The organism is Verrucosispora sp. FIM060022, from assembly GCF_003977705.1.
Taxonomy (GTDB): domain Bacteria; phylum Actinomycetota; class Actinomycetes; order Mycobacteriales; family Micromonosporaceae; genus Micromonospora; species Micromonospora gifhornensis.
Window position 1 is genome coordinate 33,585 of the sequence record NZ_RQIV01000003.1, and the last position, 26,455, is coordinate 60,039.

24 protein-coding genes are annotated in these 26,455 nt (G+C 72.2%); 5 read left to right on the top strand and 19 right to left on the bottom strand.

The window, feature by feature from the left end; translation table 11 throughout:
- Positions 1–18: 18 nt before the first annotated feature.
- A complete protein-coding gene (locus EG812_RS10650; protein ID WP_043720003.1) occupies positions 19–2,463 on the bottom strand; it encodes a DNA translocase FtsK in 2,445 nt (814 codons plus the stop codon).
- A 113-nt stretch (positions 2,464–2,576) separates the two neighbouring features.
- On the opposite strand from EG812_RS10650, the gene EG812_RS10655 reads away from it, so the two are divergent.
- Both EG812_RS10655 and EG812_RS10660 read left to right on the top strand, forming a co-directional pair.
- Positions 2,577–3,056, top strand: a complete 480-nt coding sequence (locus EG812_RS10655; protein ID WP_013732198.1) for a type III secretion system chaperone family protein — start codon at positions 2,577–2,579, stop codon at positions 3,054–3,056.
- 35 nt (positions 3,057–3,091) lie between these two features.
- Positions 3,092–4,768 carry a type III secretion system chaperone family protein gene (locus EG812_RS10660; protein ID WP_126711482.1) on the top strand — a complete coding sequence of 559 codons (1,677 nt, stop codon included), beginning with the start codon at positions 3,092–3,094 and terminating at the stop codon, positions 4,766–4,768.
- Positions 4,769–4,846: 78 nt separating this feature from the next.
- On the opposite strand, the gene EG812_RS10665 is transcribed toward EG812_RS10660, so the two are convergent.
- From EG812_RS10665 to EG812_RS10690, 6 genes are all read right to left on the bottom strand, one after another.
- Entirely contained in the window at positions 4,847–6,028 is a 1,182-nt protein-coding gene (locus tag EG812_RS10665; RefSeq protein WP_013732196.1) for a S1 family peptidase, read from the bottom strand.
- Between the two features lie 70 nt (positions 6,029–6,098).
- Positions 6,099–7,790 carry a ribonuclease J gene (locus EG812_RS10670; protein ID WP_013732195.1) on the bottom strand — a complete coding sequence of 564 codons (1,692 nt, stop codon included), beginning with the start codon at positions 7,788–7,790 and terminating at the stop codon, positions 6,099–6,101.
- Positions 7,791–7,842: 52 nt separating this feature from the next.
- On the bottom strand, positions 7,843–8,769 hold the full coding sequence (dapA, locus tag EG812_RS10675; protein ID WP_013732194.1) for a 4-hydroxy-tetrahydrodipicolinate synthase: 927 nt from the start codon (positions 8,767–8,769) through the stop codon (positions 7,843–7,845).
- A gap of 82 nt (positions 8,770–8,851) precedes the next feature.
- Positions 8,852–9,595, bottom strand: coding sequence for an FAD-dependent thymidylate synthase (thyX, locus tag EG812_RS10680; RefSeq protein ID WP_043723373.1), 744 nt, complete (start codon positions 9,593–9,595; stop codon positions 8,852–8,854).
- 171 nt (positions 9,596–9,766) lie between these two features.
- Positions 9,767–10,489, bottom strand: a complete 723-nt coding sequence (locus tag EG812_RS10685) for a DUF2752 domain-containing protein (protein WP_199743849.1) — start codon at positions 10,487–10,489, stop codon at positions 9,767–9,769.
- A 5-nt stretch (positions 10,490–10,494) separates the two neighbouring features.
- Positions 10,495–11,724, bottom strand: a complete 1,230-nt coding sequence (locus EG812_RS10690; protein ID WP_126711483.1) for a winged helix-turn-helix domain-containing protein — start codon at positions 11,722–11,724, stop codon at positions 10,495–10,497.
- A 79-nt stretch (positions 11,725–11,803) separates the two neighbouring features.
- Between EG812_RS10690 and EG812_RS10695 the strand changes: the two genes are divergently transcribed.
- Positions 11,804–12,355, top strand: a complete 552-nt coding sequence (locus tag EG812_RS10695; protein ID WP_013732190.1) for a GNAT family N-acetyltransferase — start codon at positions 11,804–11,806, stop codon at positions 12,353–12,355.
- On the opposite strand, the gene EG812_RS10700 is transcribed toward EG812_RS10695, so the two are convergent.
- Positions 12,254–13,540 (bottom strand): glycosyltransferase family 87 protein, encoded by a 1,287-nt coding sequence (locus EG812_RS10700; protein ID WP_126711698.1) that lies wholly within the window; start codon positions 13,538–13,540, stop codon positions 12,254–12,256. The genes EG812_RS10695 and EG812_RS10700 overlap by 102 nt on opposite strands.
- Before the next feature lie 35 nt (positions 13,541–13,575).
- On the opposite strand from EG812_RS10700, the gene EG812_RS10705 reads away from it, so the two are divergent.
- Positions 13,576–14,157 carry a GNAT family N-acetyltransferase gene (locus tag EG812_RS10705; RefSeq protein ID WP_013732188.1) on the top strand — a complete coding sequence of 194 codons (582 nt, stop codon included), beginning with the start codon at positions 13,576–13,578 and terminating at the stop codon, positions 14,155–14,157.
- Between the two features lie 126 nt (positions 14,158–14,283).
- On the opposite strand, the gene dapB is transcribed toward EG812_RS10705, so the two are convergent.
- The 6 genes from dapB to truB all read right to left on the bottom strand — a co-directional run bounded on the left by dapB (position 14,284) and on the right by truB (position 21,667).
- The gene (dapB, locus tag EG812_RS10710) at positions 14,284–15,033 is read right to left on the bottom strand and encodes a 4-hydroxy-tetrahydrodipicolinate reductase (protein ID WP_502697185.1); all 750 of its coding nucleotides are present in this window, start codon (positions 15,031–15,033) and stop codon (positions 14,284–14,286) included.
- Positions 15,034–15,219: 186 nt separating this feature from the next.
- A complete protein-coding gene (locus EG812_RS10715) occupies positions 15,220–16,542 on the bottom strand; it encodes a M16 family metallopeptidase (protein WP_126711699.1) in 1,323 nt (440 codons plus the stop codon).
- Between the two features lie 183 nt (positions 16,543–16,725).
- Positions 16,726–19,095: a polyribonucleotide nucleotidyltransferase gene (locus tag EG812_RS10720; RefSeq protein ID WP_126711485.1), complete on the bottom strand. Its 2,370-nt coding sequence runs from the start codon at positions 19,093–19,095 to the stop codon at positions 16,726–16,728.
- A 223-nt stretch (positions 19,096–19,318) separates the two neighbouring features.
- Positions 19,319–19,588 carry a 30S ribosomal protein S15 gene (rpsO, locus tag EG812_RS10725; RefSeq protein ID WP_013732184.1) on the bottom strand — a complete coding sequence of 90 codons (270 nt, stop codon included), beginning with the start codon at positions 19,586–19,588 and terminating at the stop codon, positions 19,319–19,321.
- A gap of 208 nt (positions 19,589–19,796) precedes the next feature.
- Positions 19,797–20,726, bottom strand: a complete 930-nt coding sequence (locus EG812_RS10730) for a bifunctional riboflavin kinase/FAD synthetase (protein ID WP_013732183.1) — start codon at positions 20,724–20,726, stop codon at positions 19,797–19,799.
- 56 nt (positions 20,727–20,782) lie between these two features.
- On the bottom strand, positions 20,783–21,667 hold the full coding sequence (gene truB / locus EG812_RS10735; RefSeq protein WP_126711486.1) for a tRNA pseudouridine(55) synthase TruB: 885 nt from the start codon (positions 21,665–21,667) through the stop codon (positions 20,783–20,785).
- Positions 21,668–21,814: 147 nt separating this feature from the next.
- Between truB and EG812_RS10740 the strand changes: the two genes are divergently transcribed.
- Positions 21,815–22,135, top strand: a complete 321-nt coding sequence (locus EG812_RS10740; RefSeq protein WP_126711487.1) for a hypothetical protein — start codon at positions 21,815–21,817, stop codon at positions 22,133–22,135.
- A gap of 49 nt (positions 22,136–22,184) precedes the next feature.
- Here the strand turns inward: EG812_RS10740 and EG812_RS10745 are convergent, their stop codons facing one another.
- The 5 genes from EG812_RS10745 to rbfA all read right to left on the bottom strand — a co-directional run bounded on the left by EG812_RS10745 (position 22,185) and on the right by rbfA (position 26,419).
- The gene (locus tag EG812_RS10745; protein WP_126711488.1) at positions 22,185–23,534 is read right to left on the bottom strand and encodes an MATE family efflux transporter; all 1,350 of its coding nucleotides are present in this window, start codon (positions 23,532–23,534) and stop codon (positions 22,185–22,187) included.
- Between the two features lie 534 nt (positions 23,535–24,068).
- Positions 24,069–24,278: a DUF6186 family protein gene (locus tag EG812_RS10750; protein ID WP_013732179.1), complete on the bottom strand. Its 210-nt coding sequence runs from the start codon at positions 24,276–24,278 to the stop codon at positions 24,069–24,071.
- Positions 24,278–24,685 (bottom strand): hypothetical protein, encoded by a 408-nt coding sequence (locus EG812_RS10755; RefSeq protein WP_043723360.1) that lies wholly within the window; start codon positions 24,683–24,685, stop codon positions 24,278–24,280. Before EG812_RS10755 ends, EG812_RS10750 begins: the two co-directional genes overlap by 1 nt.
- A 64-nt stretch (positions 24,686–24,749) precedes the next feature.
- Positions 24,750–25,745, bottom strand: a complete 996-nt coding sequence (locus EG812_RS10760; RefSeq protein ID WP_126711700.1) for a DHH family phosphoesterase — start codon at positions 25,743–25,745, stop codon at positions 24,750–24,752.
- 182 nt (positions 25,746–25,927) lie between these two features.
- On the bottom strand, positions 25,928–26,419 hold the full coding sequence (gene rbfA / locus EG812_RS10765; protein ID WP_126711489.1) for a 30S ribosome-binding factor RbfA: 492 nt from the start codon (positions 26,417–26,419) through the stop codon (positions 25,928–25,930).
- Between the last annotated feature and the right edge of the window lie 36 nt (positions 26,420–26,455).

Below are 26,455 nucleotides of genomic sequence, written 5' to 3' on the forward strand. Positions count from 1 at the left end.
TACCGTGTCTGCCGGCGGTCAGTCCTCGTCGCCGCGCAGGCCCGCCAGGACCTCTTCCAACTCGTCCGGTTTGACAAGCACGTCGCGGGCCTTGGAGCCTTCCGAGGGGCCGACCACGCCCCGGGTCTCCATCAGGTCCATCAGCCGGCCCGCCTTGGCGAAGCCGACCCGCAGCTTGCGCTGAAGCATCGAGGTCGAGCCGAACTGCGAGGTGACCACCAGTTCGACCGCCTGCACCAGCAGGTCCAGGTCGTCGCCGATGTCCTCGTCGATCTTCTTCTTGCTGTCCTGCGCGGGAGCCAGCACGTCCGGTCGGAACTCCGGTTCGCGCTGGTCCTTGCAGAACTTCACCACGTCGTTGATCTCGCGCTCGGTGACCCAGGCGCCCTGGATACGGATCGGCTTCGAGGCGCCCATCGGCAGGAACAGCCCGTCGCCGCGGCCCAGCAACTTCTCCGCGCCCGGCTGGTCGAGGATGACCCGGGAGTCGGCCAGCGACGAGGTGGCGAACGCCAGGCGGGACGGCACGTTGGCCTTGATCAGGCCGGTCACCACGTCCACGCTCGGCCGCTGGGTGGCCAGCACCAGGTGGATGCCGGCGGCCCGGGCGAGCTGCGTGATCCGGACGACGGAGTCCTCCACGTCACGGGGGGCGACCATCATCAGGTCGGCCAACTCGTCGACGATCACCAGCAGGTACGGGTACGGCCGGATCTCCCGCTCGCTGCCCGGCGGCGCCTTGATCTCACCGTTGCGCACCTTGCGGTTGAAGTCGTCGATGTGCCGGACGCCGTTGGCCGCCAGGTCGTCGTAGCGCATGTCCATCTCGCGGACCACCCACTCCAGCGAGTCGGCGGCCTTCTTCGCGTTTGTCACGATCGGCGTGACCAGGTGCGGGATGCCCTCGTAGCCGGTCATCTCGACCCGCTTCGGGTCGATCAGCAGCAGCCGCACCTCGTCCGGCGTTGCCCGGGTCAGGATGGACACGAGCAGCGAGTTGAGGCAGCTCGACTTGCCCGCGCCGGTGGCGCCCGCGATCAGGATGTGCGGCATCTTCGCCAGGTTGGCCACCACGTAGCCGCCCTCGATGTCCTTGCCGAGAGCGACCACCATCGGATGGTGGTCGCTGGTCGCGGCGCGGGAACGCAACACGTCGCCGAGGGCCACGTTCTCCGGGTCGGTGTTCGGGATCTCCACGCCGACGGCGCTCTTGCCCGGAATCGGACTGAGGATGCGGACGTCCGGCGACTTCACCGCGTACGCGATGTTGCGGGAGAGCTGGGTGATCCGCTCGACCTTGACGCCGTGGCCCAGCTCGACCTCGTAGCGGGTGACCGTCGGCCCTCGGGTGAAGCCGGTCACCGCGGCGTCCACATCGAACTGTTCGAAGACGCCGGTGAGTGCGGCGATCACCTCGTCGTTGGCCTTGCTGCGGGTCTTCGGCGCGGCCCCGCTGCCGAGCATGTTCGCCGGTGGCAGGGTGTAGTCGCCGGCCAGGCCGGTCAGCGCGAGCTGTTCGGCCCGGGTCGGTGCCGGCGAGTGCTCCGGCGGCTCGGCCGGCTTGCGGCTCGCGGGCACCCGCGACGGCGGCTTGCGCGGCAGGACGATGGTCTCCTGGAGATCCACATCGCCCGGGTCGTCGAAGTCGTCCGGGTCGAGCGGCGGCGGGGTCCGCTTCGCGGGACGACGCCGGGCCGGCGTGACGGCCGGCTCGTCGGTGTCCTGTTCGGTCTGGCCGATCACGCTGCCGGCGAGCAGGCCGAGCCGCTCAGGGATCTTGTTGATCGGCGTCGCGGTGACCACGAGCAGGCCGAACACCAGCAGCAGGATCAGCAGGGGCACCGCGACCCAGGCGGTGACCGCCCGTTCCAGCACGCTGCCCACACCCGCGCCGACCAGGCCACCGGCGAAGTCCCGCTCACCCGGGTCACCCGGCTGCTGACCGATGTGCAGCATCGCGGCGGTGGCGATCAGCATGGAACCCCAGCCGATCCAGCCCCGGCCGCGGTGCTCGGGGTCACCGGGCTGGCGCATCAGCCGCCACGCACCGATGCCGAGCAGCACCGGCACCACCACGGAGATGGCGCCGAGGAAGAGCCGGACCGTGTCGGCCAGGCGGGCGCCGACCGGCCCGGCGGCGGAGAACCAGAGGGCTGCTGCGCTGAGCAGGGCGAGGCCGATCATCAGCAGCCCCGCGCCGTCCCGGCGGTGCTCCGGGTCCAGGTCACGGGCGGAGGCGGCCTGCCGGCCGACGGCGCGTACCGCCCAGCCGACGCCGTGGGCCAGGCCCATCCACAGTGCCCCGACCGCGCGACCGACGTAGGCGGCCGGACCGGGGCCCCGCGAGGTGGTGCGACGCCGCGCCGGGGCGGCCTTCTTCGCCGGTTGACGGGCACGACTGTTCGCGCCAGCACGCGGCGACGCGCCGCGTCGCCGGCTCGCTTGAGAGGTACGGCCCGCCATAGCATCACCGTAACGGCGGGTCCCGCGATACGCCGGTCTTCCTGGTCGGCTCCGCGTGTCGCAACGCGGTCCCCGCCACCTGCCGTGATATTTGCCTGGCGAAGGGATGCCCGATGGCGTCGCCGGAGTACGACGACGGTCTGGACGGCCCGCTGGCCGGGCATCCGGACACGCTACGACCGTTGACCCACGACCTGGTCGCCGCGGTGCTCGCCAACCGGGGCCACGCGGTCACCACCGACGCCGGCGGCAACCTGGTCGGACGATGGGCCGAGGCGCACATCTGGTTCCTGCGCGCCGGCGACCTCGGAGAACTGCTCCAGGTCCGTACGGTCGCCACGCACACCTTCCCGGTGGAGCTCGTACCGAGGCTGCACGAGTTCTGCAACGGCTGGAACCGGGACCGGTTCTGGCCGAAGGCGTTCGTGCACGTCGACGACGCCGGGCAGGCCCGGATCTGCGGCGAGGTCATCACCGACCTGGAACGGGGAGTGACACCGCACCAGCTGGACCGCCTGCTCGACCGGGGCATCGTCACCGGCTGCGGGCTGGCCACCGAGGTGGGGCAGATCCTGGGGACGGCACCCCGGTGAGCGGGTGGGCCACCGGCCGCCGCAGCCGGCCACGGATGTCGACGCCGGCCGACGGACGGGCCGACCGGGGTCCCGCCGACCTGCTGGCCGACGCGCGTGACAGGCCCGACGGCGAGGCGCGCATCGCCGAACTGGAACGCGTCGCCGCCCTCGCCGAGGCCACCGGCGATGCCGGGTCCGCGATGGACGCCTGGGCCGAACTGGTCGAGGCCCACCTGCGTGGCGGCCAACGGTGGCGGCTCTTCGAGCCCGTCCGGCGCTGCCTCGACACGGCCCGCCGGCCGCAGCGCCCCGGCGGCGGCACGCGCCCCGTCGGCCCGGACGACGAGACGCTGCGCCGCTACCAGCGGTACGCCGTCGAGGCCCTGCTCGGCACCTCCCGCATCGGCCTCGACCAGGCCCGGACCGTACTGGACGGGCTGGACGACCCGGCGCGCCACGACGGCGAGGCCCTCGTCGCCCAACTGCGCTGCCGCATCGCCGACCACGTCGGGGACGAGCCCACCGCCCGACACTGGCTGCGACGCTGGCAGACCGCCGGCCCGGACCCGGCCGCCGGCTGCCCCGACTGCCTGCCCGTACGCCAGGCCGAACTGCTCGCCGGCTGGGGTGACTGGGCCGAGGCGCTCGCCGCCGTCGAACCCCTGCTCGACGGTACGGCCGGCTGCACCGCCCAGCCCGAGGCCGCGTTGGCCGGTGCGCTGCTGCCGTGGTTGCGGGCGGGCGCGGCGCAGCGGGCGGCGCAGGCGCACGTGCGGGCGTACCGTCGCCACCGCGTCGCCCCGGACGGGTTCGACCACCTCGCCACCCATCTGCGGTTCTGCGCGCTCGGCGGCCACCTCGACCGTGGGCTGGAGATCCTCGTCGAGCAGGTGCCCCGGCTCGACCAGCCGCACGACGACCTGGCCGTGATGGAGTTCGCCGCAGCTGGCGCGCTGGTCTGCGCCCTGGCCGCCGAGGAGCGCGGCGACCGGACGGTACGCCGGCCGGCGTACCACGGGCGGCCCGCCGCGACGGTCACGGTGGCGGCCCTCGGTGCGGAACTGCTCGCGGTCGCCACCGAGTTGGCCGGCAGCTTCGACGCCCGCAACGGCACCGGACACCAGTCCGGCCGAATGGCTGCCTGGCTGGCCGAACGACCGTCGGCCCCGCCGGTGCCCCTGCCCGCCGACGAACCGATCGACGACGAGCCGATCGACGGCGAACCGGTGGACGGCGGGGAACTGGCGGGCGACGACGAGCCGGCGGGCGAGCGTTGGTCGGACGGCGGAACGGCGGGCGAGCGCCGGAGCATGGCCGAGGAGGAGTTGGGGGCGCTCTCCGTGGCAATGATCACTACGGTGTTGGACCGGCGAGGCGACCGGTACGCCCTCGACAGTGCCGGCACGGTGCTCGGGCGCTGGGGCGACGCGGTGATCCAGTTCCGGCGGGCCGGGGAACGCGGCGACGTGCTGCACGCGCGGGTGGTCGCCGACCGTCGACTGCCGACGGCCCGCCGGGCCGAGGCGTACGCCTTCTGCAACGGCTGGAACCGGGACCGGCTGCTACCCAAGGCGTACGTGCACGATCCCGGTGACGGTGAGCTGGTGTTGGCCGGTGAGGTGGTCACGGACCTGGCGTACGGGGTGGCCCCGGCCCAGGTGACGGTCCTGGTCGACGCGGCGGTACGGACCGGCGTCGCGTACGCCGAGGCGGTCGCCGCCCTGCCCTGACCCCGCCGGCGCTCGGGCCCGGCCGCGAGCAACCGCGAGCGGGCCCGACCGGCTGGCGTGCCGGCCGGGCCCGGCAGATCAGCGCTGGCCGCTCAGGGCGCGGAAGTTCTGCGTGGTGAGCAGGGTCAGGTTGTTGCGTTGCAGGATTTCGTTGATCGGCTGGTAGAACGTGGTGCCGCCACGGACGCAGTCACCCGAGCCACCGGAGGTGACGCCCTGGGCCTGGTTGCCCGAGATCCACGAGCCGCCGGAGTCGCCGGGTTCGGCGCACACGTTGGTCCGGACCAGCCCGCTGACCAGCCCCTCCGGGTAGCGCACGGTGGCGTTGCGGGCCTGCACGGTGCCGCAGCGGACCCCGGTGGTGGAGCCGGACCGGCAGATCGACGAACCGGCGGGCACCTCCCGCGAGCCGGCGACCCGGGCGATGCCGCCCCGGAAGTCGGTCACCTCCGGCAGCACCCGGGTGTTGCTGTTGACCTGCACGAAGGCCCAGTCGTCGCCGGGGAACGAGGATGCCCGGAAGACGCCCTGCAACTCCCCGTCCGGGCCGGAGGTGCGGGCACCGACCCGGCCGCAGTGCCCGGCGGTGACGTAGCCGCCGACCACCGCGAAGCCGACCGAGCAGCGTCCCGCGCCGACGAAGAACGGCTCACCGCCACGTACGTCGGCGAAGAGTCGCGGCTGCTCCTCGGTGGCCATCCGGACCGCCTGGCGCGGCACCCCGGCGCGGGCCACGAACCGCCACCCGGCTGCCTCGGCACCCGGCTGGGCGAGCACCACGAGACTGTTCGAGGCCACGTCGACGTACCAGCCGGAGACCTGCTGGGCGCGGGCGGCGCTGCGGTCCATTCTGGTCTTGAGCGCATCGAGCTGCCCGACCCCACGCTCGACCACCTTCGGCACCGCCCCGGCGGCACGGACCCGCGCCGCCTCGGCCGGGTCGGCGACCGCCACGTTCAACTGACTGCCGTCGGCGCTGAGCCAACTGCCGCCGTAGTCCGCCCCCAGCTCCGTCCGGAGCTGATCGACCACGCCGCTGGCCCAGCGTTCGGTCTTCAGCCGGGCCGCGACCTGGGTCTCGTCGAGGCCCAGATCCCGGCGCAGCGCCTCGACCACCTGCGGGTCGGCACCCTCCACCGCCGGACCGGCCGGCACCCGCGGCGCACCGCTGTCACCGGCGAACGACGGCAGGGTCACCGCCGCCGCCGCGCCCACCGCGGCCACCACGACACCGATGGCTGTCAATCTTCTGCGGTCCATCCGCCACGCTCCTCCCGGCGGGCGCGGGCACGCCTGCCGGGTCGGAGTACGGGCAGAACCGCCGGACGGTTCAGACTTCGACGACGGTGGGCACGATCATCGGCCGGCGCCGGTAGGCGTCGTTGACCCAGCGGCCCACGGTCCGACGGACGATCTGCTGAAGCTGGTGTGGATCGGTGATCCCGTCCGCGGCGGCCCGGTTCAGCGCCTCGGTCACCAGCGGGATCACCGCGTTGAACGCCGCAGCGTCCTCCGAGAAACCCTTGGCGGAGACGGTGGGACCGGCGACCACCTTGCCGGTGACCGAGTCGACCACGACGGTGGTGGCGATGAACCCGCCGTCACCGAGGATGCGCCGCTCGGTGAGCAGCGACTCGCTGACGTCACCGACGGCGAGGCCGTCGACGTAGACGTACCGACTCTTGACCCGCCCGACCAGGCTGGCGCGGCCCTCGACCAGGTCGACCACGTCGCCGTCCTCGCAGAGCACCACCCGGTCCGGCGCGACGCCGGACTCGATGCCCAGTCGCGCGTGCGCCCGCAGGTGCCGCCACTCGCCGTGCACCGGCATCAGGTTGCTCGGGCGTACGACGTTGAGCAGGTAGAGCAGTTCGCCGGCCGGGGCGTGGCCGGAGACGTGCACCTTGGCCACGTCCTTGTGCACCACCACGGCACCGGCGCGGGCCAGGCGGTTGATCACCCGGTAGACCGAGGTCTCGTTGCCGGGCACCAGCGAGGAGGCCAGCACCACGGTGTCGCCGGGGGCGATGGTGATGTGCCGGTGATCACCGCTGGCCATCCGACCCAGGGCGCTCATCGGCTCCCCCTGCGAGCCGGTGGACATCAGCACGATCTGCTCCGGCGGCATCGAGGTCGCCTCGTCCAGGCCGACGACCAGGCCGGCTGGGATGTTCAGCAGGCCGAGGTCGCGGGCGATGCCCATGTTGCGCACCATCGACCGGCCGATCAGGGCTACCTTGCGGCCGTGCTCCAGCGCCGAGTCGAAGACCTGCTGCACCCGATGCACGTGGGAGGCGAACGAGGCGACGATGATCCGGCCGCGGGCCTTCGCGAAGATCGAGTCGAGGACCGGGCCGATCTCCCGTTCCGGCGTGACGAAGCCGGGGATCTCCGCGTTGGTGGAGTCCGACAGCAGCAGGTCGACACCCTCGGCGCCGAGCCGCGCGAACCCGGCCAGGTCGGTGATCCGCCCGTCCAGCGGAAGCTGGTCCATCTTGAAGTCGCCGGTGTGCAGCACCAGCCCGGCCGGCGTACGGATGGCCACCGCCAGCGCGTCCGGGATCGAGTGGTTGACGGCGAAGAACTCACACTCGAACGGGCCGAGCCGCTCCCGGCCGCCCTCGCGCACCGTCAACGTGTACGGCTGGATCCGCCGCTCGGCCAGCTTCGCCTCGACCAGCGCCAGGGTGAACTGCGAGCCGACCAACGGAATGTCGGCCTTGTGGGCGAGCAGGTACGGCACGGCGCCGATGTGGTCCTCGTGGCCGTGGGTCAGCACGATCGCCTGGATGTCGTCGAGCCGGTCGAGGATGGGCCCGAAGTCGGGCAAGATCAGGTCGACGCCGGGCTGCTCCACATCGGGGAAGAGCACCCCACAGTCGACGACCAGCAACTTCCCGTCGTACTCGAAGACGGTCATGTTCCGACCGATGGCGCCGAGCCCACCGAGCGGGATGATCCGCAATCCGCCCTCCGGCAGCGGCGGGGGAAGTTGAGCCTCCTCGTTGTGCGCCTCGGTCACGCGCTCACCTCATTCTGTGACGCCGTCACCCGGCGTCCGTCCGGTCGTTTGATCATTCGGGAAGTGGTAGGCCCGCTGCCGCGCAGTCGGCGCGCAGCTGAGCCACCTGGTCCTCGGTGGCGTCCACCAACGGCGAGCGGACCGGGCCGGCCGGTAGGCCCTGCACGGTCAGGCCGGCCTTGACCAGGATGGTGCCCTGGGTACGGAAGATCCCGGTGAACAGCGGCAGCAGTCGACGGTGCAGCGTCAACGCGGTCGACATGTCCCCTGCGTCGTACGCCTCGATCATCCGCTTGGTGTCCGCGCCGCTGAAGTGCGTCGAGGTGCCGACCACGCCGACGGCACCGACGGCCAACGCGGGCAGCGTGAGCGAGTCCTCGCCACTGTAGTACGCCAGGTCCGTACGGCTGGTCACCCAGCTGGTGGCGGTCAGGTCGCCCTTGGCGTCCTTCACCGCGACGATGCGGCCGTGCTCGGCGAGCCGGACCAGGGTCTCGGTCTCGATCGGCACACCGGAGCGGTGCGGGATGTCGTACAGCATCACCGGCAGCCCGGTGGCGTCGGCCACCGCGGTGAAGTGTCGCAGCAGCCCCGCCTGGGGCGGCTTGTTGTAGTACGGGGTGACCACCAGCAGCCCGTGCGCACCGGCCTTCTCCGCCGAGGCGGCCAGCTCGATGGTGTGCCGGGTGTCGTTGGTGCCCACCCCGGCCAGCACCCGCGCCCGGTCCCCCACGGCCTCCACCACGGTGCGGATCAGCTGTTCCTTCTCAGCCTCCGTGGTGGTCGGCGACTCGCCGGTGGTGCCGTTGATCACCAGCGCGTCGTTGCCCTGCTCAGCGACGAGATGGTTCGCCAGCCGCGCGGCGCCGTCCAGGTCGAGCGTGCCCTCGGCGGTGAACGGGGTCACCATGGCGGTGATCACCCGGCCGAAGGGGCGGGACACCGCCCGTGCCGGGGCGTCAACGTGGTCGTGCGTCATGGTGACAACCTATCGGACAGCGACTGGAGGACTGCCGGGGAAGGGTGGCATGCGCCCCGGGCGGGCAGCGCCCGGAACCCGCTCAGGACTGCTCGGCGAGCGGGCTCGCCGCGACCTCGGTGCCGTCGGGCAGGGTCGAGATGACGAAGTCGGCGAAGACGTTCGGCGCGACCCGCTGCAACTGCCGCAGGCACTCCACCGCCAGCTCGCGGATCTCCACGTCGGCGTGCTCGGTGGCCCGCATCGCGATGAAGTGCCGCCAGGCGCGGTAGTTGCCGGACACCACGATGCGGGTCTCGGTGGCGTTCGGCAGCACGGCCCGGGCCGCCTGACGGGCCTGCTTGCGCCGCAGCGTCGGGTTGGGCTCGTCGACGAAGTGCCGCTCCAGCCCCTCCAGCAGCTCGTTGTAGGCCCGTACGCTCGCCTCGGCGGCCTCGACGAACCGCTTGTGCAGCTCCGGGTCCTCGGCGATCACCCGCGGCTCGACCATCGCCGCGTCCCGCTCCGGCACGTACCGCTGGGACAGCTGCGAGTACGAGAAGTGCCGGTGCCGGATCAGCTCGTGGGTGAACGAACGCGACACCCCGGTGAAGTAGAAGCTGACCGACCCGTGCTCCAGCACGGAGAGGTGCCCGACCTCCAGGATGTGCGCGAGGTAGCCGGCGTTGGTGGCGGTGGCCGGGTTCGGCTTCTTCCAGCTCTGGTAACAGGCCCGCCCGGCGAACTCGGCGAGCGCCTGCCCGCCGTCGGCGTCCGTCGACCACGGCACGTCCTGCGGCGGCTCAAAATGAGTCCACGCGATCAACCTGACCTGGGGCTGCACCATCTCCGGCATTCCGCGACTCTAACCCCACCCCTCCCCCGCCCCCACACCCTCCCCACCCCACCCACCACTCCGCGATCTTGCACTTGTGGTCGCCGAGATGCACCCTTCACCCCTTATGCCGCGACCAGAACTGCAAGATCGCGGGCGTGGGGAGGGCGGGGTGGGGGTGGGTTAGACGTAGAGGGTGGTGAAGGGGTACCAGGGGAGGTTGCGGGCTACGGAGAAGGCGAGCCAGGCGGCGAGGAAGACGCCGACCGCCTTCGGGCCGACGCGCAGCTCCGGCAGTCGCCAACCGAACGCCTGCTTGCCGGCCCAGGCGATGAAGAAGTACGCCAGGAAGGGCAGCGCGAAGACGAAGAGGAAATGGTGCCGGGCGGCGGCGGGCAGGTCGGCGTGCAGCACGTACCACAGCGCGCGGGTGCCACCACAGCCCGGACAGTCCAGCCCGGTGGTCAGCTTGAGCAGGCAGCTCGGCAGGGCGTCCGGCGCCGACCGGGTGGGGTCGCTGATCAGGGTGTAGCCGATGCCCGCGCCGACACAGCCGAGCGCGGCCAACGGCACCACCCAGCGGGGCGTACGAGCGTGCACCCGCGCGACGAACCGGGACAGCCGATCCGACTCGACCACCGGATAGCCGCCCGGATATCCCTGCGGCCACTCACCCGGCCCCACACCATGCGGCGCACCAGCCCCCGGCCCGACACCGCCCGGCCAGGCTCCGTCCGCCCCGGCAGGGGTCGGCCCCGCTTCGCCCCGCCCGACAGCACCGGGTACGGCGGCGGCCTGCCCGACACCGCTCGGCGCGGCGCTGCCCGATGGGGCACCGGGTGCGGTGGGGGTTGGTTCGCCGGTCGGCTGGTGCGGCTGGGCGGGCGGCTGGTCAACGCTCGTCACGAGCCTCACCGTACACCGGACACGCCCAGCAGGGCGGCGGCCAGCGGGGCGGCGAGGTCACCGGCGGCCGGCGGTGCCACCGCGTCCAGGCCCAGCCAGCCGGCCAGGCGGTACAGCTCGGCGGCCAGCGCCACGGCGGTCTCCCCCGGGTCGGCGCCCGGCTCGACCCAGGCGGCCGGCACCAGCAGCACGCCGGCCTTGCGGTCGGCCTTCAGGTCGACCCGGGCGGTGAAGCGTTCACCCTGCCGGAACGGCAGCACGTAGTAGCCGTGCACCCGCTTCGCCGCCGGCACGTAGATCTCGATGCGGTAGCTGAAGTCGAACAGCCGCTCGGCACGGGCACGTTCCCAGATCAGCGGGTCGAAGGGGCTGACCAGCGTGTTGCCGCGTACCCACCGAGGTAGCCGGGCGTCGGTGTGCAGCCAGGCCGGATGCCGCCAGCCCTGCACCGTGACCGGTCTCAGCTCCCCCGCCTCGACCAGCTCGGCGATGGCCTGCCGAGCCCCGGCCACCGGCAGCCGGAAGTAGTCGCGCAGCTCCGGCTCGGCGGCCACCCCGAGCGACCGGGCGGCGATGCCGACCAGGGTCCGGTACGCCTCGGCCGCGGTCGGCGTCGGCGCGGCCAGCACCTCGGCGGGCAGCACCCGTTCGGGCAGGTCGTAGCGGCGGGCGAAGGACGTGGTGCGCGTGGCGGCGCAGACCTCACCGGCCCAGAAGAGGAACTCCAGGGCCTGCTTGACCGCCGACCAGTTCCACCCCCAGTTGCCTGTCGTCCGGGGCGCGTCGTGCTCGATCTCGGCGGCGGTCAGCGGCCCCCGGGCAGCCACCTCGTCGCGGACCCAGGCCACCAGCTGCGGCTGTTCCTGCGCGATGCCCCGCATGCCGCCCCAGGCGTCGTCGTGCGCCCGGGCCATCCGCCAGCGCAGCGTCGGATGCAGCCCGACGGGCACCAGCGACGCCTCGTGGCCCCAGTACTCGAACAGCTCACGAGGCGCCCGGTAGGCGGCCGAGTCGAGCAACGACGTCGGGTAGGGCCCGATCCGGCTGTAGAGCGGCAGGTAGTGCGCCCGTTGCAGCACGTTCACCGAATCCATCTGGATCAGGCCGACCCGGTCGAGCACCCGACGCAGGTGCCGGCGGGTCGGTGCCCCGGTGGGCAGGGGGTCGGCGAAGCCCTGGGCGGTCAGCGCGATGCGTCGGGCCTGGGCGAGCGAGAGCGATTCCGGTGCGGCCATCGCAGGCAGGCTACGTCAGCCGTACGACACCCGTGCGCCACGCTGGACCTGCCGTCGTCGGCCGCGTAGAACGGCAGTCATGCCGACCATCCGCCGCGAGCAGGCCACCGACGCCGAGGCGATCGCCCGGGTGCACATCAGCGGATGGCGGGCCGGGTACGCCGGGATCATGCCGGACGAGGTGCTGGCTCGACTCAACCCGGTGGCCTGGGCACAACGCCGCCGCGATCTCGGCACCGCCGAACCGGAGCACCCGTTCACCACCCTGCTCGCCGAGATCGACGGCGTGCTCGCCGGGTTCACCACCTTCGGGCCGTACCGCAACAACCAGGACCGGGGCGACCTCGACCCGGCGTACGGCGAGGTGGTGGCGATGTACGTGGCACCCCAGCACTGGGGTGACGGCACGGCGAAGGCGCTCTTCGCGGCGGCCCGGGCGGGCCTGCGCGATCGGGGCTGGACGCAGTACCGGGTCTGGGTGCTGGCGGACAACCATCGGGCCCGCCGCTTCTACGAGCGGGCCGGGCTGTCACCGGACGGTGAGCGGTCGACCTATCAGGTGCCACTGTCCGGCGGGCGTACGCCGCTCGGACTGGTCGAGCTGCGCTACACCGGACGGCTCGACGACTGAGGCCGGTGGCCCGTCGGCCCGCACGGCTCGGCGTACCGGCAGGAAAGCCAGCAGCGCCAGGCTGATCCACACGTAGGTGTTGCTGAACACGAACCCGTCCAGCCCGGTGAAGTCCCTCTCCCACGCCCAGACGATCCGGCTGATCAGGAAGCCGTACCCGACGATCGCGCCGGCCAGCAGGAGGCGGCGTCGGCGGCTGCGCGACGGCGCGGCCACACCGCCCTCGACCAGCAGCAGCAGCGCCGGCAGCAGCCAGACCAGGTGGTGCACCCAGGTGACCGGGCTGACCAGGCACATCACCGCGCCGGTCAGGGCCAGGCCGGCGGTCTCGTTTCCGGCGGACACGGCGGCACGGGACCGCCACACCCACAGCGCCACCGTCGCCGCCACCAGCGCCAGCCAGGCCAGCGTGCTGGGGCTGGTCGGGTCGAGCCGGGCCACCACGCCACGCAGCGACTGGTTGGAGACGAACGCCAGCTCACCGACCCGGCCGGTGTTCCACAGCGCGGTGGTCCAGAACTCCCGGGAGGCGTCCGGGAACAGCGCCGCGGCGAGCACCGTCGCACCGGTCGCGGCGGCGACGGCGGTGACCGCGGCCCGGATGCGGCCGGTCACCAGCAGGTAGACGATGAAGATGCCCGGCGTGAGCTTGATCGCGGTGGCCAGGCCGATGCCGATGCCGGCCCACCGGCTGCCACCCGGCAGCAGCCGCAGCAGGTCCACCGCGACCAGGAACAACAGCAGCGTGTTGACCTGGCCGAAGTTGATCGTCTCGCGCATCGGCTCGAACGCGGCGGCGAGGCAGAGCGCCACCGCGAAGGCGAACCAGCGGGTCCAGCCGGCCCGGCGCGACACCGGGTCGAGCAGCCACCAGATCAACACCGCGCTGGTCGCCACGCCGGCGGCCACGCTCACCACGATCGCCGCATGCCAGGGCAGGTACGCCATCGGCAGCATCAGCAACGCGGCGAACGGCGGATAGGTGAAGCCGTACTGGGTGCCGGGGCGCAGGTAGTCGTAGAGTTCCCCGCCGTCGCGGGCCCACCAGACCAACGCCCCCCGGTAGACCTGAAGGTCGAAGAAGCCGTGTCGGGCCGCCGCCACGGACAGGAAGGCGGCCACCGCGACGGCGAGCACGACCACGACGACGATCTGTCCGACCGTCCGCCTGGCACCCTGCGCCACCGTCGCCTCCCTCACCCTGCGTAGGCTGTCGTCCCATGGCTCTCGGGTTTGTCCGCCCGGCGCGTCCCGAGGACGCCGGCGAGATCGCACGCATCCAGCTCGCCACGTGGCGGGTCGCCTACCGACGACTGCTGCCCCGGCACGTGCTGGCCAACCTCGACGAGGCGATGCTCGCCCAACGCTGGGAGGCTGCGGTGCGCCAACCGCCCAGCGAGAACCATCGGGTACTGGTCGCCGTCGAGCAGGCCGAGCAATCGTATCTGGTGGGCTTCGCCGCCTCCGGTCCGGTCGACGCCGAGGCGCTGGCCCCGAACGAGCCGGCCGAGGCCCTCGGCCCGGACGTGGTCGCGGTGACCGACCTGCTGGTCGAGCCCCGGTGGGGCCGCCGTGGACACGGCAGCCGGCTGCTGGCCGCCAGCGTCGACCTGTGGCGCGAATCCGGCTTCAGCACGGCCCTGGCCTGGGTGTTCGAGGGCGACCAGGCGTCCCGCAAGTTCCTCACCGCGGCCGGCTGGGAACCCGACGGCGCGGGCCGCGCGCTGGACGTGGACGACATGCTTGTCCCCCAGCTCCGCCTGCACGTCGCCGTCCCCACCGAGCCGACCGAGGCCAGCTGACCGGCGCCCCACCGCCTCCGCAACAAGCGCACCGTCTATTCCTTGGTAGCACACCGATTGGCGGACCGCTGGCTCTTCGCCGCCTACCAGAACACTCCGTTGGGCGGTCACTGACGATCGAGCGGCTCAGTCGAGCAGCGGGTCCAGGCCGACGGTCAGGCCGGGGCGGTTGCCGACCGCGCGGACCGCGACAAGCACGCCGGGCATGAACGAGACCCGGTCGTACGAGTCGTGCCGGATGGTCAACGTCTCACCGGTGGTGCCGAAGAGCAGCTCCTGGTGGGCGACCAGCCCGGTGGCACGAACGGCGTGCACGCGTACCCCGTCGATGTCGGCGCCCCGGGCACCGGCGACCTCGTCGGCGGTGGCGTCCGGCACCGGGCCCAGGCCGGCCTCGGCGCGGGCCGCGGCGATCAGGCGGGCGGTGTGGGTGGCGGTGCCGCTGGGCGCGTCGAGCTTGCGCGGGTGATGCTGCTCGATGATCTCCACGGACTCGAAGTGCCGGGCGGCGCGGGCCGCGAACTGCATCATCAGTACGGCGCCGATGCCGAAGTTCGGGGCGATCACCACACCCACGCCCGGCTTGCCGGCCAACCAGTCGCGCACCTGGTCGAGACGCTGCTCGGTGAAGCCCGTGGTGCCGACCACCGCGTGGATGCCCTGCTCGATGCACCAGCGCAGGTTGTCCATGACCACCCCGGGGGTGGTGAAGTCCACCACCACCTGCGCACCGGCGTCCGCGACAGCAGCCAGCTCGTCGCCCTGGTCCACCGCCGCCACCAGCGTCGTGTCGGCAGCGGCGTCGACGGCCTTGCACACCTCGGCACCCATCCGGCCCCGCGCACCCAGCACGCCGACCCGGATCGGCCCACCCATTTCCCGCTCGTCAGTCACGCGGCACAACCTATCCCAAGCGGCTCCGCAGCCACCGCCAGAGGCAGGAGATCCGGCGTGATCGACTCCGTTACGGCGCAGTGGCGGTATCCGGCCGACCGGGTTACCGCCATTACGCTGTCATGGAGTCGATCACCGCGCACGAAGCCGACAAGGGCGGTCGGGCGGTCAGAAGGTGCGGTTGGCGAAGGGGCCGACGACTGCCAGGGACATCGGTCGGGCGAGCAGGTCGGCAGCGAGGGTGTTGACGTCGTCCAGGGTGACCGAGTCGACCCGGTCGAGCAGTTCGTTGACCGGCATCAGGTTGCCGTAGAGCAGCTCACCCTTGGCCAGTCGGCTCATCCGCGAGCCGGTGTCCTCCAGGCCGAGCACGAACGACCCCTTGCTCATCCCCTTGCCCCGGGCCAGCTCGGCCTCGGTGATGCCCTGTTCGGCGGTACGCGCCAGTTCGGTCCGGGTCAGCTCCAGCACCTCGTCGACCCGGCCGGGCGCACACCCGGCGTAGACACCGAACAGTCCACTGTCGGCGTACTGGCTGGCGTAGGAGTAGACCGAGTAGGCCAACCCTCGCTGCTCCCGGATCTCCTGGAACAGCCGGCTGGACATGCCGCCGCCGAGCACGTTGTTCAGTACGCCGAGCGCGAAGCGCCGCTCGTCGAGCCGGTCGATGGCCGGGCAACCGAGGACGACGTGCGCCTGCTCGGTCTCCTTCACCTGCACCACAGTGCTGGCGGCCCGGGTGCGTACCGCCGGGGCGGCCGGTCGGTGCGGCGCGGGCGACGCCGGTTCGGTGTCCAGCGGGGTGCCGCGCAGCGCCTGCCGGACCAGCCGGACCACGGCGGCGTGGTCGAGGTTGCCGGCGGCGGCGATGACGATCTGCGGCGCGACGTACCGACGCCGGTAGAAGGTCTGGATCTGACGGCGGGTCATCGGAGTGACCGTGTCCGAGGTGCCGGAGATCAGCCGGCCCAGCGGATGGTCGCCGTAGACGGCCCGGGCGAACAGGTCGTGCACCTCGTCGCCCGGCTCGTCGTCGTGCATGGCGATCTCTTCGAGGATCACGCCCCGCTCGGTCTCCACGTCGGCCGGTTCCAGTACCGAGTCGGCGACCAGGTCACACATCACGTCGATGGCCAGCGGCAGGTCCTCGTCGAGCACCCGGGCGTAGTAGCAGGTGTACTCCTTCGTGGTGAAGGCGTTGGTCTCACCGCCCACCGCCTCGATCGACGAGGAGATCTCCAGCGCGCCCCGCTTGTGGGTGCCCTTGAACAGCAGGTGTTCCAGGAAATGCGCGGCTCCGGCCGTGGGCCCGGTCTCGTCCCGCGATCCGACCGCGACCCAGATGCCGAACGAGACGCTACGCATCGCCGGGATCGCCTCGGTCAGTACCCGCAGCCCGCTGGGCAGCACGGTGCGGCGCACCGTACCCCCCAGGGGGTCCTCGCTCAGCGTCCGGGTGACGGCCCGGGTCGAGCCGCCGGCCGACCGGATGGTGCCGACGGCGTGCCGGTCGGTGCCGGGTGGCGTCGCCCCCGGGCGCGCCACGGACGGGAACGAACGCCGGGTACGACTCACGGCAACCTGCTTCCAGTACGACGGGGGTGGACGGTGACGAACCGGCCGGGCGACTTCGTCGCCCGGCCGGTCAGCGGATCATTCAGTACGGGTGGGAGATCAGCTGTGCCGGGTGCGCCGGCGCGGCCGGGAATCGCCGCCACCTTCGCCGCCCTCGCCCCGCTCCGGGCCACGGCCGCCACGGTCGCCGCCGCGCTCCCGGTCACCCCGGTCACGCGGACCACGGTCACCCCGGTCACCACGGCTGGCCGGCCGCTCACCCTCCGCCTCGGCGGGAGCCGGTGCCTCGGCGCCCTCGGGACGGACCTTGTCCAGGTAGATCTTGCCGCGCTGGTCGATGTCGGCGATCTCGACCTCGACCCGGTCGCCGACGTTGAGGAAGTCCTCGACCTTCTCGACCCGCTTGCCGTCGCCCACCTTGGAGATGTGCAGCAGGCCGTCACGACCCGGCAGCAGCGAGATGAACGCGCCGAACGGTGCGGTCTTGACCACCGTGCCGAGGAACCGGTCACCGGCCTTCGGCATGGTCGGGTTGGCGATCGCGTTGATCCGCTCGACCGCCGCCTGCGCCGACGGGCCGTTGGTGGCGCCGACGTAGATCGTGCCGTCGTCCTCGATGGAGATCTCGGCGCCGGTCTCGTCCTGGATGGCGTTGATGGTCTGACCCTTCGGGCCGATCACCATGCCGATCTTGTCGACCGGGATCTTCACCGTGGTGACCCGCGGCGCGTAGTCGGACATCTCGGCCGGAGCCTCGATGGCCCGCTGCATCACGTCGAGGATGGTCTGCCGGGCCTCGTGGGCCTGCTGGAGCGCGGCGGCCAGCACGTCGGACGGGATGCCGTCGAGCTTGGTGTCGAGCTGCAACGCGGTGACGAAGTCCCGGGTGCCGGCGACCTTGAAGTCCATGTCACCGAAGGCGTCCTCGGCACCGAGGATGTCGGTGAGCGTGACGTACTGGGTCTTGCCGTCGACCTCGTCGGAGATGAGGCCCATGGCGATGCCGGCCACCGGGGCCTTCAGCGGCACACCGGCGCTGAGCAGACCCAGCGTCGAGGCGCAGACCGAACCCATCGAGGTGGAGCCGTTGGAGCCGAGCGCCTCGGAGACCTGGCGGATGGCGTACGGGAACTCCTCGCGCGAGGGCAGCACCGGGATCAGCGCCCGCTCCGCGAGCGCGCCGTGGCCGATCTCGCGACGCTTCGGCGAGCCGACCCGGCCGGTCTCACCGGTCGAGTACGGCGGGAAGTTGTAGTTGTGCATGTAGCGCTTGGACTTCTCCGGGGAGAGGGTGTCCAGCGCCTGCTCCATGCGCAGCATGTTGAGCGTGGTGACGCCGAGGATCTGCGTCTCGCCGCGCTCGAACAGCGCCGAGCCGTGCACCCGGGGCAGTACGCCGACCTCGGCGTTCAGCGGCCGGATGTCGCGCGGGCCACGCCCGTCGATGCGGACCTGCTCACGCAGTACCCGGTTGCGCACCTCGGACTTGGTCAGCGAGCGGAAGGCAGCCGACAGCTCCTTCTCCCGACCCTCGAAGCGCGGGCCGAGCTCCTCCACCAGGCGGGACTTGATCGCGTCCAGGGCTTCCTCGCGGTCCGCCTTGCCGGCGATCTGGAGGGCCTCGGCGACGTCGGCGCGAGCGAACTCGGCGACCGCGTCGTACGCGTCGTCCTGGTAGTCCAGGAACACCGGGAACTCGGCGACCGGCTTGGCGGCCACCTCGGCCAGCTCGCTCTGCGCCCGGCACAGCTCACGGATGGCCGGCTTGGCGGCCTCCAGACCGCTGGCCACGACCTCCTCGGTGGGGGCCGGGGCACCGTCGGCGACCAGCTTGACGGTGTGCTCGGTGGCCTCGGCCTCGACCATCATGATCGCGACGTCGCCGTCGGCCAGGGCCCGACCGGCCACCACCATGTCGAAGGTGGCCCGGCTCAGCTCCTCGTGGGTCGGGAAGGCGACCCACTGGCCGTCGACGTGCGCCATCCGGGTCGCCCCGATCGGGCCGGAGAACGGCAGGCCGGACAGCTTGGTCGACATCGAGGCGGCGTTGATCGCCACCACGTCGTACGGGTGCTGCGGGTCGAGCGCGAGGATCGTCTCGACCACCTGGACCTCGTTGCGCAGGCCCTTGACGAACGACGGGCGCAGCGGCCGGTCGATCAGGCGGCAGGTGAGGATGGCGTCCTCGCTGGGACGACCCTCGCGACGGAAGAACGAGCCGGGGATGCGGCCCGCGGCGTACATCCGCTCCTCGACGTCGACGGTCAGCGGGAAGAAGTCGAACTGCTCCTTCGGCTGCTTGCCGGCGGTGGTGGCGGAGAGGACGACCGTCTCGCCCAGCTGGGCGACGACGGAGCCGGCGGCCTGTCGGGCCAGCCGACCGGTGGAGAACGTGATCTCGCGGGTGCCGAAGGACCCGTTGTCGATCACGGCGGTGCGGGATTCGGTGCCGAGTTTGGTCTCGGTCATGGTGCGGCAATGCTCCTTCGCATCGGGGGGCCACGAGCGGGAGCTGTACCGACGGCCGGTCTTCGATCGAAGCGCCCGGGACCACCGACGAGATGCCGGAGGCCCGGAGGCCACTACCGGAGACCGGTACGCCGACGGCTCCCCTGTCTGGGTGCTCGCGGCCCGTGTCTCGAGTTGGGACGCCGACGGGGGAGCGGCCCGGTGGCCACTCCCCCGTCTCACGTCACCGGCGCAGGCCGAGCCGCTCGATGAGCGACCGGTAGCGGTTGATGTCCTTCTTCTGCACGTAGTTGAGCAGCCGACGGCGGCGGCCGACCAGCAGCAGCAGCCCACGGCGGCTGTGGTGGTCGTGCTTGTGCACCTTCAGGTGCTCGGTGAGATCGGCGATCCGCTTGGTGAGGACCGCGACCTGAACCTCGGGCGACCCGGTGTCACCCTCGGCGGTCGCGTACTCCTCGCGGATCTTGGCCTTTGCCTGCTGGTCGAGCGCCATGTTCTCCCTGTTTCAGTGGGTTGTCGATGCAGTCCGTGCGGGCCAGGCTGAATTGCTACAGGCTGGGCACCTTTTCCGGACCGTCCTCGCATCCGCGGCGTCGAGCAGACATGCGAGGACTCACGTCGGTCAGCCGACGTCTCCGCCAGCCTACCAGCACCTCGTCCCGATCGCCCGGATGAGGCCACTCAGTGCAGCGCCCGGCGGGTCAGTCCAGCGCTCGGCGGGTTCGCTCGACGTCCTGGGCGATCTGGGCCACCAGCGGTTCGATCCCGTCGAAGCGGATCTGCCCCCGCAGATGCGCCACGAAATCCAGGGCCAGCCGCTCGCCGTACAGGTCGCCGGTGAAGTCCAGCGCGTACGCCTCGACCCGACGTTCCCGCCCGGAGAAGGTCGGGTTGGTGCCGATCGAGACGGCCGCGCCCAGCGGCTCCCGTCGGCCGCGACGGATCAGCCGGGCGGCGTAGATGCCGTCGGCGGGAATCGCGGCGTACCGGTGGCAGAGCAGGTTCGCGGTCGGGAAGCCCAGCTCACGGCCGCGCTGGTCGCCCCGGACCACCACGCCCTCCAGCCGGTGCGGCCGGCCCAACGCGCTGGCCGCCGCCGTGACGTCGCCGGCATCCACGCAGGAGCGGATGTACGTCGAGGAGAAGACCGTGCCGGCCTCGGCCACCAGCGGGGCGCTCTCCACGGCGAAGCCGAAGGTACGACCGAGTTGCTCCAGCAGCGCCACGTCCCCGGCCGCCCGGTGCCCGAACCGGAAGTTGTCCCCCACCACCACCAGCGCGGCGTGCAGGTGTTCGACCAGCACGTCATGGACGAACGCCTCGGCCGGCAGCCGGGAGAACTCGGGCGTGAACGGCACCACACAGAGCACGTCGACGCCGAGGGCCTCGATCAACTCCGCCTTGCGGGCCGGCTCGGTGAGCACCGCCGGATGGGAGCCGGGCCGGACCACCTCCGCCGGGTGCGGGTCGAAGGTGACCACGACCGACTGCACGCCCAACTCCCGGGCGCGGGCCACGGCGTACCCGATGGTGGCCTGGTGGCCCTTGTGCACGCCGTCGAAGACACCGATGGTGACGACTGCGCGTCCCCAGCCCCCCGGCGCCGCGTCGTACCCCCGCCACCGCTGCATGCTGATCCTTTCCTGTCGCCGGTATGCCGGTGTCCCACCCCGGGCACCGGCCGCTGTCACGCCGGGGCGAGCACGATCTCGGCGCGGGCCCGGCCGGCCCGCTCGCTGACGATAGCGATCAGCTGGCCGGCGGGGTCGAAGACCGCGTACGGCCCCGGGTGGCCGACCGCGTCGAGTGGTCCGCCGTGGGAGAGCACCTTCGCCTCGTCCGGGCTGGCGTCCCGGCGGGTGAAGAACCGGGCGGCCGCCGCCGCCAGCGGCAGATCGACCACCTCGGGCGCCCGCTGCTCCAGCTCGTCGAGGGTGGCGGCCTCGGCCAGGGTGAAACCGCCCACAGCGGTACGCCGCAGGGCGGTGAGGTGCCCGCCGACCTGTAGCGCCAGGCCCGCGTCCCGGGCGATCGCCCGGATGTACGTGCCGGTCGAGCAGGCCACCTCGACGTCGACGTCCACCAGGTCGGGCTGATCGCGTCGGATCGCCAGGACGTCCAGCCGGGACACGGTGACCCGCCGGGCGGGCAGGTCGACGCTCTCGCCGTCCCGGACCCGCTTGTACGCCCGCTGCCCATTGATCTTGATGGCGCTGACCGCGCTCGGCACCTGGTCGATCTCGCCGGTCAGCGCGGCCAGGGCGGCGCGGATCGCCTCGTCGGTCACGCCACCGGCGGGTGCGGTGGAGATCACGTCGCCTTCCGCGTCGTCGGTGACGGTGGACTGCCCCAACCGGATGGTGGCGGCGTACGTCTTGTCGGCACCGATCACGTACGTCAGCAGGCGGGTCGCCCGCCCCACCCCGATCACCAGCACGCCGGTGGCCATCGGATCGAGGGTGCCTCCGTGGCCCACCCGCCGGGTACGCGCGAGGCGGCGCAGCCGCGCCACCACATCGTGCGACGTCATGCCGCCCGGCTTGTCCACCACGATCAGACCGTCTGTGCTCACGACGTGCAAGCCTGCCAGATCGACCCGGCGCGCTCGGCAGCGGACGACCGGCCCTCCGAACCCGATTTACGGCATGGAACCCGACTGTAACGATGAGCTGACAGCGGCGTCGGCCGACCCGGTGCCGCCGACCACGGGGAGACCGAGATGACCAGGGACGGCACACCCGCCGAGCAGCCCGCCACGGATGAGACGATCCGCCTGCGTACGCCTCGACAGGCGAGCACGCTGCCCGCCTGGATGCTCGATCCGCCGCCGCCGAGGCGCACCCTGGGCGTTCGGGTCGGCCAGGCGTTCGCCGCGCTGCCCGGCGCGGGCCGGCTGCGCCGTCGTTGGTGGGCCTGGCAGGACCGGGACCGCCTCTACCAGCGCTATCCCATAGCATTCAAGCTGGTCGCCATGGTCGTCTCCTGGGTCGTGGTGATGGCCCTGGTGCTGCTGGTCTACGCCCTCTACGGCCAGATCTGACCCCTGCGGGTGATCCGAGGCGGCCCGATCCGACCGACCCGGAAGGGGATCAGCTGGCGGTTCGTGCGCGACCTTCGGTGCGGACCGCCCCGGTGACCGCCCAGGCGCCACTGCGCAGGCGCAGCAGCAGGCCGATCAGCCGGATCACGACGAACAGCAACAGACCCGCCCAGATGCCGCCGAGGCCAAGCGCGAAGGCGTGGGAGAGCCAGATCGCGGGGAGAAATCCGCCGAGGGCGCCGACCACTGTCAGATTTCGCAGATAACGGATGTCACCGGCACCGATCAGGACACCGTCGAGGGCGAACACCACCCCGGCCAGCGGCAGCATGACGACGAACCAGGGCCAGGCCACCAACGCCTGCTCGTGCACCGCCGGGTCGGAGCTGAACCAGGTCGGCACCACGCCCGCACCGGCTGCCGCCAGCACGGCGAACGCCGCCCCGCAGACCGCACCGAACCGACCGATCCGCTTGGCCAGCGTGCTCGCCGCCACCGCGTCGCCGGCCCCGAGCGCGGCACCGACCAGCGCCTGCGCGGCGATCGCCAGCGCGTCGAGCACCAGCGCCGCGAAGAACCAGAGTTGTACCGCGATCTGGTGGGCACCGACCGCGGCGGCGCCGAACCGGGCGGCGACCGCCGTCGCGGACAGGAAGCTGGCCTGGAAGGCCAGGCCCCGGATCAACAGGTCGCGGCTGAGTACGAGTTGCTGGCCGATGACCCGCGGACGGGGTCGCAGAGCCACCCGCTCGGACACCAGTGCCACGGCGAAGAGCACGCCGGAGAGGGTCTGGGCGATCACGTTCGCCACGGCGGAACCGTTGAGGCCCATGCCCACGGGATAGACCAGCACCGGGCAGAGCACCGCGGAGAGCAGGTTGGGCCCGACCACGAACCAGAGCGGCCGGCGGGTGTCCTGCACGCCGCGCAGCCAGCCGTTGCCCGCCGCGGCGAGCAGCAGCCCGGGCGCGCCGAACGCGGCGATCCGCAGCCATTCGCCGGCGGCCCGGCCCACGTCACCACCGCCGGCCAGGGCGCCGGTCAGCGCCGGGCCACCCACCTGCATGCCGACGGCGACCAGCACACCCAGGGCCAGGGCCAGCCAGGACGCCTGGACACCCTCGGCCACCGCGGCGGCCCGGTCGCCGGCACCGAAGCGGCGAGCCGCCCGCCCGGTCGTGCCGTACGCGACGACGGTGCCCACCCAGGCGGTGAGGGTCATCACGGTGCCGCCGACGGCGACCGCCGCCAACGGGACCTGGCCGAGGTGTCCGACGACAGCGGTGTCCACCAGGACGTAGAGCGGCTCGGCGGCAAGGACCACAAGGGCCGGCAGGGCGAGCGCGGCGATCCGGCGCAGCGAGGCGACCTGGTCGACGGCGGGGGTGGAGTGGCTCATCGCCGCCGATACTGGCACGCGATGTGTAAGGAGACAAGACCGGGGCGCTGCTTACCTTCGGCGGATCGCGTCACACCGTCGGGCGAGCAGCGGAGGGTCGGACGGAGCAGAAGAACTGCCGGACGGTGACGCCGTACGCACGGAGGCGGCTCGGCGTCACCGCCGGTCGCGTACCGTCACTGACGGGTGTCCATGGAGGTCTGCAGGGCGCGGCGGGCCTGCTCGCGGGCCTCGTCGGTGGTCTCGGGCTTGGGCTTGGCGGCCATGGTGGAACCCCTTCCAGGGCGCGCGTCGCCGAACACGGCGGCGCGTCACGGGCGGTGTCGCTGACGGCGCCCGGCCACGGACTCCGGGGTCGCCGGAGCGGTGGATGGACGACCTTACGGCCCGGGTCGGTCGACCCTGGAGGAAAGCGGCGCAGGGTATGGCTCCGCCATCCTGACCTGCGCCATAGTGGCGTCGGCCGATACCCAAGCTATCGTTCAGGTCCACATGTTGTCCGGTGTTCCCGACATCTGGACAGGTCCACCCCCGTCACCGAGCCAGGAAATGCCACCCCACCCACCACCAGAAACCGAACAGCCCGATCCGACCGACCGGGACCGGGCCCACCTCGTAGCGCATCACGTAGGCGCAGACCTCACCGAGGGTCGGAATCCGTGAACCCTCCCGGCGGGCCAGCCACTCCACCAGCCCGAACAGCGCCAACCCGAGCAGAAATCCACCGATCGCGACTGCCCGCATCATCGCCGCACCAGCCCCCAGAACGCCGACAGCCACACCAGCCAGCCGGCCGATCGCACCAGCCGGTCCTCCAACAACGGGTCCGCCAGCAACGAGAAGGTGGGGAAATCCTCGCCCGCGGCCGAGAAAAACGTCGCACCTTCGAAGACGCCGAACACCAGCACCGGCAGCGTCCACCAGACCGCACCCGAACTCAGCCGCTGCGGCGCCGGTCGGCGCGGCACCCGGTTCGACAGACCGAGCCAGATCAGCGCGCCGCCGGCACCGAAGACATAGAGGTTGGCCTCCGTCGAGAAGGACGGAAAACGACCGCCGACCAGGGAGAGAGCGACGAGCACCGGCACGCTGACGACCGGGCGTTCCCAGGTACGAGGGGCGTCGAGGGTGAGATCGTGGGGCTGCTCCATCATCCGATTCTCCCGATCCTGTCCAGGTACGGAAATGTCGACACCCCCGGAAGCGACCCTGATATCACCCCTGCTGGTCGACGCCTTCCCGCACCGCAGGCACGTCCAGTTCGGTCCGGATCCGCTCGATGACCTCGTCGACGGTCCCCCGGGCGGTGAAACCGGCGGCGAGGCGATGCCCCCCACCGCCCAGCGCGACAGCCACCCGACTGACGTCGACCGCGCCCTTGCTGCGCAGCGACACCGCCCACTCGGCCGGCCCGGTCTGCTTGACCACACAGCTCACGTCGGCCTCCGCGGTGCACCGCACCGGGTCGATGAGGGCCTCCAGCACGTACGGTCGCTGCTCGTACCGCGCCAGGTCGTCGAGCGTCGCGTAGGTCCATACCAGGCCGGTCCCACCGGCGGCGGCGGGTTCCAGCCGGGCCCGACCGAGCACCTCTCCGAAGAGTCGCACCGCACCGAACGGACGGTTGTCGAAGATCCGCCGGGAGATCTCGCCGGGCCGGATGCCGGTGGCCAACAGCCGGGCCGCCATCTCGTGCACCGACGCGGTGGTCGCGTCGAACCGGAACGAGCCGGTGTCCGTGCTCAGCGCGACGTACAGGCACTCGGCGATGCCCGCATCGAGCGGTACGCCGAGCCGAGCCAGCAACTCCTCCGCGACCACCGACGTCGCCGCGGCACCCGGGTCGACCAGGTTGACGTCACCGAAGCCGGGGTTCGACGCGTGGTGGTCGAGCACCAGGGCGGTGCCGGTCCCGGTCAACCGGCCGGCCAGGTCGCCGAGGCGCGACGTGCTCGCCGCGTCGAAGCAGATGACCAGATCCGGCTCCGGCTCCGCCTCCGTCGCCGGCACCAGCAACTCCATGCCGGGCAGCCCGCGCAGCGGCTCGGGAACCTCCGGCGGGCCGGGGAAGGTCGCCTGCAGCCGCCCCACGCCGAGCCGGCGCAGGCCGAGCCCGAAGCCGAGCATGCTGCCCAGCGCGTCACCGTCCGGGTTGACGTGGCAGATCAGCAGCACCCGGGCGTCCGGTGGCAACCGACGCACCGCCGCCACTGCCGCCGCCCAGTCGGCCTCGGTGGGACCCGCCGATCCGGCAGGTGTGCCCGCCGACCGGTCCTGGACCGAACCGGAGGAACCCGGCTGCTCCGGAACCGCACCGCCGATGCCGACCCGCGCCGCTCCCGGCGGCGTGTCGGCCGGCCCCACCTCGGTCGTGGCACCGCCGGAGGGGGCGGTCACCGCCGGTCCCCGCCCCGGGCCCCGTCGGAGTCGGCACCCTCGGCCTCGTCGCCGTCCTCGGCCTCGTCGACGTCCTCCAGGCGGTACGGCTGGGCGTCACCGGCGTACGCGGCCCGGGCCGCGAGGCGCTGCACCTCGGCGTCGGCGTTACGGGCCGCCGCGAGCAGATCGTCGATGTGCTTGACCTGATCCTGCACGTCGTCGAGAACGAAGGTCAGGGTCGGCGAGTGCCGCAGGCCCAGCGCCTTGCCGACCGTGCTGCGCAGCATGCCCTTGGCGCTGTCCAGCGCGGCGGCGGTGCCCGCCTGGGCCGCCGCGTCACCGAGCACGGTGTAGAAGACCGTGGCGTCGCGAAGGTCGGCGGTGATCCGGGCGTCGGTGATCGTGATCATGCCCAGCCGCGGGTCCTTGATCTGGCTCCGCACCACCGACGCGACCAGTTCACGCACCCGTTCCGCGTGCCGGCGTACCTTGGCCGGATCCGTCATCTCGCCACCTCCACGGCGTGCCGCTACCGACCGGAC